This window comes from Flavobacterium movens (assembly GCF_039581425.1).
GTDB classification, from domain to species: domain Bacteria; phylum Bacteroidota; class Bacteroidia; order Flavobacteriales; family Flavobacteriaceae; genus Flavobacterium; species Flavobacterium luteolum.
Genome location: NZ_JBCPXY010000005.1, coordinates 384637 through 397898, shown reverse-complemented (window position 1 = coordinate 397898; position 13262 = coordinate 384637). Strand labels below are relative to the sequence as shown.

12 protein-coding genes are annotated in these 13262 nt (G+C 33.6%); 10 read left to right on the top strand and 2 right to left on the bottom strand.

Going from position 1 to position 13262, the window contains the following annotated elements; genetic code table 11:
- Positions 1 to 31 precede the first annotated feature (31 nt).
- Positions 32 to 2254: an FUSC family protein gene (locus AAYQ05_RS12090; protein WP_343543602.1), complete on the bottom strand. Its 2223-nt coding sequence runs from the start codon at positions 2252 to 2254 to the stop codon at positions 32 to 34.
- Positions 2255 to 2453: 199 nt separating this feature from the next.
- Here AAYQ05_RS12090 and def point away from each other — a divergent pair, with 199 nt between their 5' ends.
- From def to mazG, 3 genes are all read left to right on the top strand, one after another.
- Positions 2454 to 3044 carry a peptide deformylase gene (gene def, locus AAYQ05_RS12085; protein WP_008462650.1) on the top strand — a complete coding sequence of 197 codons (591 nt, stop codon included), beginning with the start codon at positions 2454 to 2456 and terminating at the stop codon, positions 3042 to 3044.
- A gap of 60 nt (positions 3045 to 3104) precedes the next feature.
- Positions 3105 to 3590, top strand: coding sequence for a DUF5606 family protein (locus tag AAYQ05_RS12080; RefSeq protein ID WP_095930921.1), 486 nt, complete (start codon positions 3105 to 3107; stop codon positions 3588 to 3590).
- 98 nt (positions 3591 to 3688) lie between these two features.
- Positions 3689 to 4459, top strand: coding sequence for a nucleoside triphosphate pyrophosphohydrolase (gene mazG / locus AAYQ05_RS12075; RefSeq protein WP_343543600.1), 771 nt, complete (start codon positions 3689 to 3691; stop codon positions 4457 to 4459).
- Here mazG and AAYQ05_RS12070 read toward each other — a convergent pair.
- The gene (locus AAYQ05_RS12070) at positions 4456 to 5139 is read right to left on the bottom strand and encodes a Crp/Fnr family transcriptional regulator (protein WP_343543598.1); all 684 of its coding nucleotides are present in this window, start codon (positions 5137 to 5139) and stop codon (positions 4456 to 4458) included. The genes mazG and AAYQ05_RS12070 overlap by 4 nt on opposite strands.
- A gap of 202 nt (positions 5140 to 5341) precedes the next feature.
- Here AAYQ05_RS12070 and AAYQ05_RS12065 point away from each other — a divergent pair, with 202 nt between their 5' ends.
- The 7 genes from AAYQ05_RS12065 (at position 5342) to AAYQ05_RS12035 (ending at position 13258) form a co-directional block, all read left to right on the top strand.
- The gene (locus AAYQ05_RS12065; RefSeq protein ID WP_343543596.1) at positions 5342 to 7729 is read left to right on the top strand and encodes a heavy metal translocating P-type ATPase; all 2388 of its coding nucleotides are present in this window, start codon (positions 5342 to 5344) and stop codon (positions 7727 to 7729) included.
- A gap of 114 nt (positions 7730 to 7843) precedes the next feature.
- Entirely contained in the window at positions 7844 to 8035 is a 192-nt protein-coding gene (ccoS, locus tag AAYQ05_RS12060; RefSeq protein ID WP_095930917.1) for a cbb3-type cytochrome oxidase assembly protein CcoS, read from the top strand.
- A 2-nt stretch (positions 8036 to 8037) separates the two neighbouring features.
- Positions 8038 to 10224, top strand: a complete 2187-nt coding sequence (gene ccoN / locus AAYQ05_RS12055) for a cytochrome-c oxidase, cbb3-type subunit I (protein ID WP_177210149.1) — start codon at positions 8038 to 8040, stop codon at positions 10222 to 10224.
- Between the two features lie 7 nt (positions 10225 to 10231).
- Positions 10232 to 10426, top strand: a complete 195-nt coding sequence (locus AAYQ05_RS12050; protein WP_202001081.1) for a cbb3-type cytochrome oxidase subunit 3 — start codon at positions 10232 to 10234, stop codon at positions 10424 to 10426.
- A 2-nt stretch (positions 10427 to 10428) separates the two neighbouring features.
- The gene (locus AAYQ05_RS12045) at positions 10429 to 11367 is read left to right on the top strand and encodes a cbb3-type cytochrome c oxidase N-terminal domain-containing protein (RefSeq protein ID WP_281632048.1); all 939 of its coding nucleotides are present in this window, start codon (positions 10429 to 10431) and stop codon (positions 11365 to 11367) included.
- Positions 11368 to 11377: 10 nt separating this feature from the next.
- Positions 11378 to 12796 carry a cytochrome c oxidase accessory protein CcoG gene (gene ccoG, locus AAYQ05_RS12040; RefSeq protein WP_343543593.1) on the top strand — a complete coding sequence of 473 codons (1419 nt, stop codon included), beginning with the start codon at positions 11378 to 11380 and terminating at the stop codon, positions 12794 to 12796.
- A gap of 12 nt (positions 12797 to 12808) precedes the next feature.
- Entirely contained in the window at positions 12809 to 13258 is a 450-nt protein-coding gene (locus AAYQ05_RS12035; RefSeq protein ID WP_343543591.1) for a FixH family protein, read from the top strand.
- Positions 13259 to 13262 lie beyond the last annotated feature (4 nt).

The window sequence follows — 13262 nt, the reverse complement described above, 5'->3', positions numbered from 1 at the left end:
TATTTCAATATAAAAAACAAATCCAGATGAATTAATCTGGATTTGTTGCTTTTAAGTCGGTTGTGTTTTTTAGAATCTTTTCTGCCAGATTGCTCATCCAGATTAATTGTTCAATAACCATCTGCGCTTCCTGCATTTTGGCTTGACGCGTTTCTTTGTCTAAATCATCATCTTCGGCCAAACGTGTAAAATGCCTACGTTTTAATTCTTCAAATTGTAAAGTCACATCTTCTTTTTCGAAAAAAGTATCTTGTATAACAACTTCATTTCTTAAAACAGAAATAGAATGATCTAGATTGGCTAGAATAGTTTTAATAATGTAATTGAAAGAATCAGATGCAGATGTTGTTTGGTGTGACTGAATATACGTTGATAGTGATGCCAAAGCAGATAATAACGAGTGATTTAAAACCACCAGTTTGTTTACCAAAGGCATTGTTTTTTGTTTCGACTTTGGTTCCTGCATCATTCGCTGAAAAGAAGTCATTAGATTCCCTATTTCAACAAAGGCATTTTTTCTTGCTAGACGATATGAAGTTGGCACTTCACCTTTTTTATTATAAAAATCGGCAATTTCTTTTAAGTAATTTCTATTGGCCCGAATTGTATTTTCAATATGAATGGGCGTATTAATGAATTCCCAAGCAGGCCATAAAAACTGATTAGCAATAAAAGCTAAAGTTGCTCCCGCGAGTGTATCTAATATTCTGTATTGAATAACTTCATTGATGTCTGGAGTTAAAATTCCGTAGATAAAAACGACATACATCGTAACAAATGTCGCGCTAATCTTGTAATTGATTTGGGTAAATGAAATCCCAAGTAGCATACATACAATAGAGAAAATACTTAATGCAACGTGGTTCTGAATGACAGATACAATTCCGAAAGCTATAATTCCCCCTAAAACAGTACCGAACATTCTATTGTAGGATCTCTCTTTGGTTAAGCCATAGCCAGGGCGCATGATTACTACAATAGTAAGGAGGATCCAATATACATTTTGAAACGGCAGAACCTGTCCAAGAAAAAAACCAATCAAGATAGTGATCGTTAATCGTATCGAATGCCTAAAAATTGAAGAAGAATAACTTAAATTCTCAGTTAAAGTTCGCAGCGGATAATACTGCGGTGTTAAGAATTTTTCAAGCTCTTTGTCTTGATCTTTCAGTTTATAGGATTGCATTGCTAAAGAAAGTGCACGCTGAATAGTTTTAATTTTTCCAACCTGATTCTTAGCATATTTCAGCATATTGGTCAGCATTAAAACACCTTCTGCAGCTTCTTCTTTTCCTAATGTTTTTTCATAATCAAAAATGGCAAATTCAAGAGCATCCAATTCATTTTTTAAATCATGCTTATCAACATAAACACTGATATGATTGACATTTTTTGAAAGTTTTTTGAGGGTTGAAGCTAATTTATAAGCCACATTTTGATACGTTCTTAAAACATCAGGATGCTTGGCAAATTTTTCATGAAGTTTGCTGTGGTCAAAAGATGTATATAGCGCCAATTCTTGAATTTCGACTAAAGTAATAAAAACCAAAAGCATTTTTCGGTTTTGGCTCGTAGTTCCAGATGCATTTTGGTTTCCAATCAGCATCTTTCTTAAATCTTCGTGTATAAGATTCAATTCGACTTGTACAGCAAGCTGTTTCTCGATAATAGCTGTTCTGTTAGCCTCGGGACTCCACAAATCACCTCTTAATTTAAGATATTTTGCAGTGAGTTTTATTCCTTCGGCAATTTGTAATTCTACATATTTATAAGGTTGTACAAAATGAAAAACAAGTGATACTACTAAATATAAGATTCCTCCAATAAAAATAAAGCCAGAGTATTCAAAAGCTTCCCAGCCTTCATGCAAATGCCCAAATGATAGAGAAATTGATAATAAAGCAGAAAAAGAAATCAAAGTGGCTCGCTGTCCGTAAACCGAAATCATGGAACATAAAAACAAGAGAAAACCTAAAAATATGTAGAAAAGTAAAGGAAATGGATAAACTAAATTGACTAAAAGATTAACCCCTGAAACAATAAAAGAAGCTGCAATCAATCCTTTTATTTTATGGCTAAGAGAACTAGGGATGTCGCTGGGATAAGTATAAAAAGCACCAAGCGCAATTGTAAACCCAATTTCAAAATGACCGAGAAAATTTAAAACTAAAACAGGAACAACAGAAGCAATAGTTACTTTAGAGGCGTTGAGGAAGGAAGTACTGTTAGTAAATTTCGAAATCTTATCAATCATAAAAAGAGGTTTACTAACAAAGGTAAGAATTGTAGTAGTGATTTTGGCATAATTATGGATGAGATTTTTAGGATCAAGTAAAAAATACGAATAATACATTATAAGAATTATTCATTGACTATTTTTTACTATTTTTGCCAGCTGAAATATCAGAACTTTAATTCTGTTTTTACAGCACATAAAACATAAATAAAAACAAATGATTTTACCAATTGTAGGATACGGTGATCCTGTTTTAAGAAAAGTTGGACAAGATATTACACCAGAATATCCAAACCTAAAAGAAACGATCGCAAACATGTACGAGACAATGTACAATGCGTATGGAGTTGGACTTGCTGCACCGCAGGTTGGACTGCCAATTCGTTTGTTTGTGATAGATACAACGCCTTTTAGTGATGATGAGGATCTTCCTTCTGAGGAACAAAAAGATTTGAAAGGTTTCAAGAAGACTTTTATCAATGCTAAAATCGTTAAAGAAGAAGGAGAAGAGTGGGGATTTAATGAAGGCTGTTTGAGTATACCAGATGTGCGTGAAGACGTTTACAGAAAACCAACTGTTACAATCGAATATTGTGAAGAAGATTTCGTTATGAAAACGGAAGTGTTTGACGGATTAATTGCAAGAGTTATCCAGCACGAATATGACCACATTGAAGGAATCTTGTTTACAGATAAAATTTCATCTCTTAAAAAACGTTTAATCCAAAAGAAATTGAAAAATATTACCGAAGGAAAAACGTCTCAGGAATATAGAATGAAGTTTTTTGCAGCTAAAAAAGCAAGATAAGTTTTCTAAATACTTAGAAACAAAAAATAAATAAAATTCTTAATACTAATTTTAATAAAAATGAATTTAACGAAAATTTTAGCCATTTCAGGAAAACCAGGTTTATACGAATTGAAAGTTCAAACTCGTACAGGTTTTGTGGCGGAATCATTAATTGATGGGAAGAAGATTACTGTAAATCTAAAAAGCAATGTAAGTTTATTGTCTGAAATTTCGATTTATACTTATGAAGGCGAAAAACCGTTAACTGAAGTAATGCAGCAGATTGCCGTTAAAGAAAACAAAGGTCAAGCGATCTCTCACAAAGAAGACAACGCGACTTTGTCTGCATATTTTAAACAAATTCTTCCTGACTATGACGAAGAAAGAGTTTACCCATCAGATATCAAAAAAGTATTAAATTGGTACAACACGCTTCAAGCAAAAGGTTTAGTAACAGATTTAGCTCCAGCAGCTGAAGAACCAAAAGAAGAAGCTCCAGTTGCTGAAGAAAAACCAAAAAAAGCGCCAGCAGCTAAAAAAGCAAAAGCTAAAAAAGAAGAATAGTAATTTTTCTTTAAACATAAAATAATCCTGTTGAGATGTTTTCTTGACAGGATTTTTTAATTTTACAGAATCGAGTTTAAATCATAAGAAACTTCAAAATGAATAGAGAAAACCAGTTAAAGGCATTTGAGAGATTATTGAATATCATGGATGAATTGCGTGAACAATGTCCGTGGGATAAAAAGCAAACGTTGCAGACCTTGAGACATTTGACAATTGAAGAAACTTACGAACTGGGAGATGCTATTCTGGATAATGATTTAAATGAAGTAAAAAAAGAATTGGGAGATTTGCTTCTTCATATTGTTTTTTACGCCAAAATAGGCAGTGAAACCAATGATTTTGATATCGCTGATGTCTGCAATGAAATCTGCGAGAAACTAATTCATCGTCATCCTCATATTTATGGTGATGTCAAAGTGGAAAACGAAGAAGAAGTAAAGCAAAACTGGGAAAAACTAAAGCTTAGAGAAGGTAAAAAATCAGTTTTGGAAGGTGTTCCAAGAAGTCTTCCTGCTTTGGTTAAAGCAAGCAGAATTCAAGATAAAGTAAAAGGAGTGGGTTTTGATTGGGAAGAGCCTCATCAGGTTTGGGATAAAGTCCAAGAAGAATTACAAGAATTGCAAGACGAAGTAAAATCTGGAAATCAAGATAAAATCGAAGACGAATTCGGAGATGTTTTGTTTTCTATGATTAATTACGCTCGATTTTTAAATGTAAATCCAGAAGACGCTTTAGAAAGAACCAATAAAAAATTCATTAAACGTTTTCAATACTTAGAAAGTAAAGCAAACGAATTAGGAAAACCATTAATGGATATGACACTTACAGAAATGGATGTTTTTTGGAATGAAGCTAAAAAGCTTTAATTGTCAGCTAATTTCTTTAAAGCGCGAACGTCTTTAAGCATGATTTTTTTACCAACTAACTCTATTAATCCCAATTTATTAAAATCAGATAATAATCGAATACAGCTTTCGGTAGCAGTTCCAATAATACCCGCAAGTTCTTCTCTTGTTAGTTGAACTTTAAGTGTTTTGTCTGAGTCCTCACCAAATTCATCATGCAGGTGCAGTAAAGTTTCTGCAAGCCTCTGTTTAACTGTTTTTTGGACTAAGGCAATTTTTTCATTCTCAGATTCCTTTAAATCTTCGCAGACAGACTGCATCATATTTAAAGAAAACTGATTATTGTTATTAAAGAAATTGATGATTTCTGTTTTAGGGATAAAACAAACTTCCATGTCTGCAATCGCTTTTGCAGTTAGATTTGCTGGCTCATTGCTAATCATAGAACGCTGTCCAAGAAGTTCGCCAGATTTGACCAATTTTACGATTTGATCTTTTCCGTTCGCACTCAATTTTGAAAGTTTTCCAACACCGTCTTTTACACAGAAAACACCATTGGTTACTTCGCCTTCTTCAAAAAGAGCTTCACCTTTTTTAATTTTATAAGTCGTTTTACTGCTGGCTAATTTAATAACTTCTTCTTTATTAAGGGCTTTTAATGAGCTTAGCTGGCGTACAATGCATTGATCACATTTATTCATGACAATATTTGTTTGCTGCAAAAATAAACTTTTTTAAGGGTTTTAACTACCATTGTAAGGTAAAATTATTATAAATTAGGGCTAACTCTAATCGGGGCTTCTTATTTTATAAATTTAGGAATCCGATTTCAAAATAACATGACAATTATCATCTTAATAATTGTGCTTTAATTGGAAATTTGCATCAAATAAAAACAAGTTTATGAGGGAGCAAAGTTGTTTTCATTGTGGTTTAACTATTGAACAAAATGAAGAAATTGATTTTGATGATAAGAAGTTTTGTTGCACAGGCTGTAAAACAGTTTACGAAATTTTCAGTATCAACGATCTAACATCTTATTATGATTTTGAAAAGTCTCCGGGAGCCACTCCCCAAGACATCAAAGGGAAATATGATTTTTTAGAAAATGAAACTATACTAGCAAAAGTTTTAGAGTTTCAAGAAGGAAACACATCAATTGTTTCACTTAATATTCCGCATATCCATTGCAGTTCTTGTATCTGGATTTTAGAAAATCTTCATCGTCTTCAGTCTGGAATTAGTACTTCTCAAGTTAATTTTCACGAAAAGAAAGTTAGAATTACCTTTAATTCTGATGTCGTTTCTTTAAAAGAGATAGTTTACCTCTTAAGTTCTATAGGTTATGAACCTTATATTAGTTTAGAAAATTACGGGTCCGCAAAAGCCAAGATAGACAGAAGTCTAACGTATAAACTTGGTGTAGCATTTTTTTGTTTCGGAAACATCATGCTGCTTTCATTTCCGGAGTATTTCGAAATGAAAGAATTTTGGCTAGATAGCTACAAACCGTTTTTCAGATTGCTTATTTTTCTTTTAGCATTGCCAACTTTTTTATACTCAGCGAGCGGATATTATGTTTCTGCTTATCATAGTATTAGAACCAGAATGCTTAATATTGATATTCCGATTGCTTTAGGAATTATCGTGATGTTTATTCGTAGCACATACGACATGCTGATGGATCACGGTCCAGGATTTTTTGACAGTTTGGCCAGTTTGATATTTTTTATGCTTCTTGGCAAAATGTTTCAAATTAAAACGTATAGTTTTTTAAGTTTTGAGAGAGATTTCAAATCCTATTTTCCAATTGCAGTTACTAAAATCAATAAAGATGCTTCTGAAGAAAATGTCGCCATTTATGATGTTCTAAAAGGAGATCGATTGTTAATTAGAAATCAGGAGCTTATCCCTGTTGATGGAATTTTAATTAGCGAAAGCGCCGAAATAGATTATAGCTTTGTTACAGGTGAAGCAGTGCCAATCACAAAAAAGTCTGGAGATAAAGTATTTGCTGGAGGAAAACAGATTGGAAAAGTTATAGAAATGGAAGTTTTACATTCCGTTTCTCAAAGTTATTTAACTCAATTATGGAGTAATGAAATTTTTCAGAAAAAAGTAGACCAGAAACACAAAACCATAACAGATGCGATAAGCCGATATTTTACCCCTGTACTATTGCTCATTGCATTTGCTGGTTTTGGTTATTGGATTTTTATAGATGCTAATACAGCTTTTAATGTTTTTACGGCCGTCCTTATCGTAGCTTGTCCTTGCGCGTTGGCTCTGACTGCTCCGTTTACTTTTGGAAATATATTGCGTATTTTGGGTAAAAAGAAATTTTACTTAAAAAATGCTGTTGTGATTGAGCAGCTTGCTAAAGTTGATACTATTGTTTTTGATAAAACAGGAACTATTACAACCAACAAAAAGTCGAATATAATGTATGAAGGAAATCCTATTTCAGATTCAGATATTGTGTTGATTAAAAATGTATTGCGCGGTTCAAACCATCCGTTAAGCAGAATGCTTTATGATTTTCTGCCGGAAACTAAGCGTATTAATGTAGAAGACTTTCAAGAAATTACTGGAAAAGGTATTTTGGCGATTGTTGAAAGTAAGGAAATAAAAATAGGATCTGGACAATTCGTTGATGATATAGTTGCGGATGGTTCAGAAATTGAAAAAACTGCATTACACATTAAGATAGGTGGCACTTATTTTGGAAAATACACTTTCCAAAACCAATATAGAGAAGGTCTGGAGAAACTTTTTGTAAGTCTAAGTAAGGACTATCAAATCAAAGTGCTTTCTGGTGACAATGATGGCGAAAGATCAAATTTGGAAGCCATTCTGCCAAAAGGTACTGAGTTGATATTCAATCAAAAACCCGAGCAAAAACTAGAATACATAAAGAAACTTCAGGAGAATGGACAAAATGTAATGATGGTTGGAGATGGGTTAAATGATGCTGGAGCATTAGCACAAAGTAATGTTGGGATTTCGATATCAGAGAACGTAAATGTCTTTTCGCCTGCATGTGATGCCATTTTAGATGCAACAGAATTTTCGCGTCTCAATTACTTTTTAAAGCTTTCTCACAAAGCTATTTTAATTATAAAAATGAGTTTTGGATTATCATTGCTCTACAACGTTGTTGGACTTGCGTTTGCGGTTACAGGAAATTTACTTCCATTGGTTGCGGCAATCATTATGCCGTTGAGTACAATTACGATTGTAAGTTTTGTGACTTTTATGTCTAACTATTTCAGTAGCAGAAATTTAGAATGATTATAAATTATTAGAGAAGATATTTTATTAAATTTAACATAACTAATCTTCTATGATAATTATCATATTTTATGCGCCTTTAACAAGCTAATTTTGTTAATATAAATCCAGGGTATGAGTGTTATTTATCTATTAATTTCAGTAAGTATTTTTGTGGCAATCTGTTTCTTTATTGCCTTTATCGCAGCTGTCAAATCTGGGCAGTATGATGATGATTATACACCTTCAGTCAGAATTCTTTTTGATGACGAAACCAAAATTAATTCCCAAAATAATAATTCACCAATCGAAGAAAAACAAGTATAATTATGGAAATGGAACAGTTTTATTACGACAACAAAATTGTAAAAAAATTCATTTACGCCACAATACTCTTTGGTGTTGTGGGTATGTTAGTGGGACTTACCTTAGCGGTAATGTACCTTTTTCCCAACATGACAGATGGGATTCCGTGGCTGAGTTACGGACGATTAAGACCGTTACACACTAATGCAGTTATTTTTGCCTTTGTGGGTAATGCCTTCTTCGCTGGTATGTACTACTCGCTACAAAGATTGCTAAAAGCCAGGATGTTTAGTGATTTTTTAAGTAACCTTCATTTCTGGGGATGGCAGTTGATTATTGTCGCTGCAGCAATTACACTTCCGTTAGGTTATACTTCTTCTAAAGAATATGCAGAGCTAGAGTGGCCAATTGACATTGCAATCGCTTTAATTTGGGTTGTAATGGGGATTAATATGATTGGTACAATGTTACGTCGTAGAGAGCGCCATTTGTATGTTGCAATCTGGTTTTATTTAGCAACATTTGTAACAGTAGCCGTACTTCATATCTTTAATAATATCGAAATTCCGGTTTCAGCTTTAAAAAGTTACTCAGTGTATGCAGGTGTTCAGGATGCACTTGTACAATGGTGGTACGGGCACAATGCGGTGGCATTCTTCCTTACAACTCCATTCTTGGGATTAATGTATTATTTCGTTCCAAAAATTGCAAACAGACCTGTTTACTCTTATAGATTATCTATTATTCACTTTTGGTCTTTAATCTTTATCTATATCTGGGCGGGACCACACCACTTATTATATTCTGCATTGCCAAACTGGGCTCAGAATTTAGGGGTTGCATTCTCAGTAATGTTAATTGCTCCATCTTGGGGAGGTATGATCAATGGTCTTCTTACATTAAGAGGAGCTTGGGATAAAGTTCGTGAAGAACCAGTTTTAAAATTCTTTGTAGTAGCGATTACGGGTTACGGTATGGCAACTTTTGAAGGTCCGATGTTATCTTTAAAAAATGTAAATGCTATTGCGCACTATACTGACTGGATCGTAGCGCACGTTCACGTAGGAGCTTTAGCTTGGAACGGTTTCATGTCATTTGGTATTATCTATTGGCTGATTCCAAGAATGACAAAGTCGGAGCTATTCTCTAAGAAATTAGCAAACTTCCATTTCTGGATTGGGACTTTAGGTATTATTGTATATACAATTCCGTTATATGTAGCTGGTTTCCAACAAGCATCAATGTGGAAACAGTTTAATCCAGATGGTACTTTAACTTATGGTAACTTCCTTGAAACGGTAACAGCTATTATGCCAATGTATTGGATGAGAGCTATCGGAGGTAGTTTGTATCTGATTGGTATGTTGACATTAGTTTACAACATTATCATGACAGTAAAAGCGGGTAATACAATTGAAGATGAATTGGCTCAGGCTCCAGCTTTACAAACAATAAAAAGCAGTAGATTAAGTGGAGAGAAATTCCACTCATGGTTAGAAAGAAAACCAATTCAATTAACCATTTTAGCAACAATTGCGATTTTAATTGGAGGTATAATTCAGATTGTGCCAACGATTATGGTAAAATCAAATATTCCGACAATTTCAAGTGTAAAACCATATACACCGTTAGAGCTTGAAGGACGTGACTTATACATTAGAGAAGGTTGCGTTGGATGCCACTCACAGTCAGTTCGTCCGTTTAGAAGTGAAGTGGAACGTTATGGAGTACAATCAAAAGCGGGTGAATTTGTTTACGACCATCCATTCTTATGGGGATCAAAACGTACAGGACCAGACTTATTAAGAGTAGGTGGTAAGTACAATGATAACTGGCACTTTAACCACATGTGGAATCCTCAAAGTACATCTGCAGGATCAATAATGCCAGGTTATAAATGGTTGTTTGATAACAAACCGATGGACATTTCATTGACTCAGAAAAAAATGCAGGCAATGATTTCTTTGGGAGTGCCATATACTCCAGAAGAAGTTGCAAATGCACAAAGGACATTAAGAGAGCAGGCTGTTAAGATTGAAAAAAGCTTAGAAAGCGATCCTGATTTTGTTAAGAGTTATGAAGACAGCCGTAAAAAAGCTGCTGCAAAAGGCGAGAAGTTTATTCCGATGAACGAAAGAGAAATCGTTGCTTTGATCGCATATATTCAAAGACTTGGTACTGATATTAAAGTAAAAGAAACTTCAAAATAACAGCATTATGTTTGAACAAATAAAACACAATATGGAAACAATATCGGGTATAGAAATTTACCCGATTATTTCCCTCTTGATTTTCTTCTTATTCTTTGTAGGATTAGGCATTTGGGTATTCTCTTATAGAAAAGAAAAAATTCAAGAAATGAGTAATATACCTTTAGATGAAGGACTTAGTGTAATCACAAAAGATAGATAAAAATGAAAAAGTTTTTCCCAGTATATGTTAGAGTACCGTTGATTTTCTTCATCGTATTTGCTTTGATGGAATATTTTATAGACTCAGGCGATAAACCAGCTTTTATAAAATTCCCAATGGTTTCGCTCTTTTTATTTGTCTTTTTGTTTATTCTGATTGCAATCGAAATTACGCTTAGTGCTGTAAATCGAGTAATGTTCCAATTATTGTCACCAGAAGAGAAAGCGCAAAAAGAACTTGAAGAAAGTTTAAGCTTCAAAGAAAGTACTTGGTTCAAGAATCTAATGCATAAATTGACTAAAACAGAGCCAATTGAAAAAGAAGGTGACTTATTGATGGATCATGACTATGATGGAATCAAAGAGTTAGATAATAATTTGCCACCATGGTGGGTATATTTATTCTATATCTGTATCATTTTTGGAGTAATTTATGTTGTTCGTTACGATGTTTTAGGAGCTGATGATCAAGAAATGGAGCTGAAAAAAGAATTGGCTCAAGCAAAGATTGACGTTGCAGAATACATGAAAACAGCGCCAGATTTAATGGACGAAAAAACAGTTGTTTTACTAACAGATGCACCAAGTTTAGAGGAAGGTAAAACAATCTTTACAACCAATTGCGCAGCCTGTCACCGTGCAGATGCTGGAGGACAGATTGGACCAAACCTTACAGATGATAAATGGATCTTAGGAGGAGGGATTAAAAATCTATTCCACACTATCACAAATGGGGGTAGAGACGGTAAAGGGATGATTGCTTGGAAAGGAACCCTTAAGCCAAAAGAAATACAAAAAGTGGCAAGTTACATTCTGTCTTTACAAGGAAGTAATCCTAAAGATCCGAAAGAAGCAGAGGGAGAAGTTTGGGTAGATGATAGTGCTCCTAAAACAGATGCAGCCTCTGCAGCCCCAAAAGATACCACAGAAGTTAAAAAATAATTAGAATATCATGTCAAATTTACCAGACGAAGCTTTTAGAGATACCATCGGAACAATAGATGAAGGTGGGAAACGAAAATTTATATTTCCTAAAAAACCGTCTGGTAAATTTTATGAATATAGAAAAATTGTCAGCTATGTTTTATTGGCAATTTTATTCATAAATCCTTTCATTAAGGTTAATGGGAATCAGTTTATGATGTTCAACATCTTGGAACGTCGTTTTAACATATTTGGATTTCCTTTCTGGCCACAGGATTTTTATCTCTTCGTAATTTCAATGCTTGTCGGCGTTGTATTTATAATATTGTTTACTGTTGTTTTCGGAAGAATATTTTGCGGATGGATCTGTCCCCAGACGATTTTTCTTGAAATGGTTTTCCGTCGTATCGAATACTGGATTGATGGTGACCGAGGTTCTCAGTCTCGTTTAGCAAGAATGGAATGGAATGGTGAGAAAATTAGAAAACGAGTTTTAAAATGGACTATTTTCTTTCTTATCTCTTTTCTTATTGCCAATGTCTTTTTGGCTTATTTAGTAGGAAGCGATACTTTGTTCTTAATGATAGAGCAAGGGCCTATTGCTCAAGCTAGCAATTTTATTGCACTGCTTATATTTACTGGAATTTTCTATTTTGTTTTTGTATGGTTTCGTGAACAGGTTTGTATTATAGCTTGTCCGTACGGAAGATTGCAGGGAGTTCTTTTAGATAATAAATCGATAAATGTTGCCTACGATTTTGTGCGTGGAGAGAAAGAAGAAGGACGTGCAAAATTCAAAAAAAATGAAGATAGAGCGTTAACTGGAAAAGGCGACTGTATTGATTGTCTTCAATGCGTTCATGTTTGCCCGATGGGGATTGACATTAGAAACGGAACGCAACTTGAATGTACAAACTGTACAGCTTGTATTGATGAATGTGATCATATTATGGAATCTGTAGGATTGCCAAAAGGTCTTATTCGCTATGCATCTGAAGATGAAATTGCAAAAAAAGAACCTTTCAAATTTACAGCAAGAATGAAAGGTTATACGGCAGTTTTGTTTATTTTATTGAGTATTTTTGTTGGTATGCTGTTTTTAAGAACAGATGTTCAAGCAGTTGTTCTACGTTTACCTGGTCAGTTGTTCCAACATGATGGTGAAAAAATCAGTAATGTTTACACCTATAAGATTGTAAACAAAACTATGAAAGATTACAACGACATTCATTTTGAACTAATCGATCAAAAAGGTGAAATAAAAAATGTTGGTAAAAGACATTTTAAAGTTCCAAAAGAAGGAATTTCTCAAGGAACATTGTTTATCGAAATTGATGAAGTTTTATTAGAAAGTGATAAAACTAAAGTAAAAATAGGAGTTTATAATGGTTCTGAACTCATAGAAACTACATCAACAAATTTCTTAGGACCACGCAGTTTTAATTAAAACATTTACATCATGAAATTTAATTGGGGAACAGGGATTGTCATTGCATTCGGCTTGTTTATGACATTTATTTTATATTTTGTTTTTGAAGTGCAATCAAACTCTAAATATGATAATGATTTGGTTGTAGAGGAATATTACAAACATGATACACACTTTCAGGAAGAAATGGCAAGAATTCAAAATGCACATGACTTACAGCATAAGCCATCAATCAAGTATACAGAAAATGGTGTAGCAGTAATTTTTCCTGCAGGATTTGAAAGTGATAAAGTGAAAGGAAATATTCAATTATACAGACCTTCAAATAAAAAATTTGATTTTAATACTCAAATAGCTTTAACTAATTCAGAAATAATTATTCCGCAGAAAAAATTATTAAAAGGACGTTGGGATGTTAATATGGAGTGGCAGTACGAGGGCAAAAAATATCTCACTAAAGAAGTTATTTACGTAAATTAAAAAA

What these genes read in the sequence shown, in the direction of transcription:
- AAYQ05_RS12090 (WP_343543602.1), bottom strand. Translation starts at nt 2,254, where the DNA reads ATGATTGATAAGATTTCGAAATTTACTAACAGTACTTCCTTCCTCAAC.
- def (WP_008462650.1), top strand. Translation starts at nt 2,454, where the DNA reads ATGATTTTACCAATTGTAGGATACGGTGATCCTGTTTTAAGAAAAGTT.
- AAYQ05_RS12080 (WP_095930921.1), top strand. Translation starts at nt 3,105, where the DNA reads ATGAATTTAACGAAAATTTTAGCCATTTCAGGAAAACCAGGTTTATAC.
- mazG (WP_343543600.1), top strand. Translation starts at nt 3,689, where the DNA reads ATGAATAGAGAAAACCAGTTAAAGGCATTTGAGAGATTATTGAATATC.
- AAYQ05_RS12070 (WP_343543598.1), bottom strand. Translation starts at nt 5,139, where the DNA reads ATGAATAAATGTGATCAATGCATTGTACGCCAGCTAAGCTCATTAAAA.
- AAYQ05_RS12065 (WP_343543596.1), top strand. Translation starts at nt 5,342, where the DNA reads ATGAGGGAGCAAAGTTGTTTTCATTGTGGTTTAACTATTGAACAAAAT.
- ccoS (WP_095930917.1), top strand. Translation starts at nt 7,844, where the DNA reads ATGAGTGTTATTTATCTATTAATTTCAGTAAGTATTTTTGTGGCAATC.
- ccoN (WP_177210149.1), top strand. Translation starts at nt 8,038, where the DNA reads ATGGAAATGGAACAGTTTTATTACGACAACAAAATTGTAAAAAAATTC.
- AAYQ05_RS12050 (WP_202001081.1), top strand. Translation starts at nt 10,232, where the DNA reads ATGTTTGAACAAATAAAACACAATATGGAAACAATATCGGGTATAGAA.
- AAYQ05_RS12045 (WP_281632048.1), top strand. Translation starts at nt 10,429, where the DNA reads ATGAAAAAGTTTTTCCCAGTATATGTTAGAGTACCGTTGATTTTCTTC.
- ccoG (WP_343543593.1), top strand. Translation starts at nt 11,378, where the DNA reads ATGTCAAATTTACCAGACGAAGCTTTTAGAGATACCATCGGAACAATA.
- AAYQ05_RS12035 (WP_343543591.1), top strand. Translation starts at nt 12,809, where the DNA reads ATGAAATTTAATTGGGGAACAGGGATTGTCATTGCATTCGGCTTGTTT.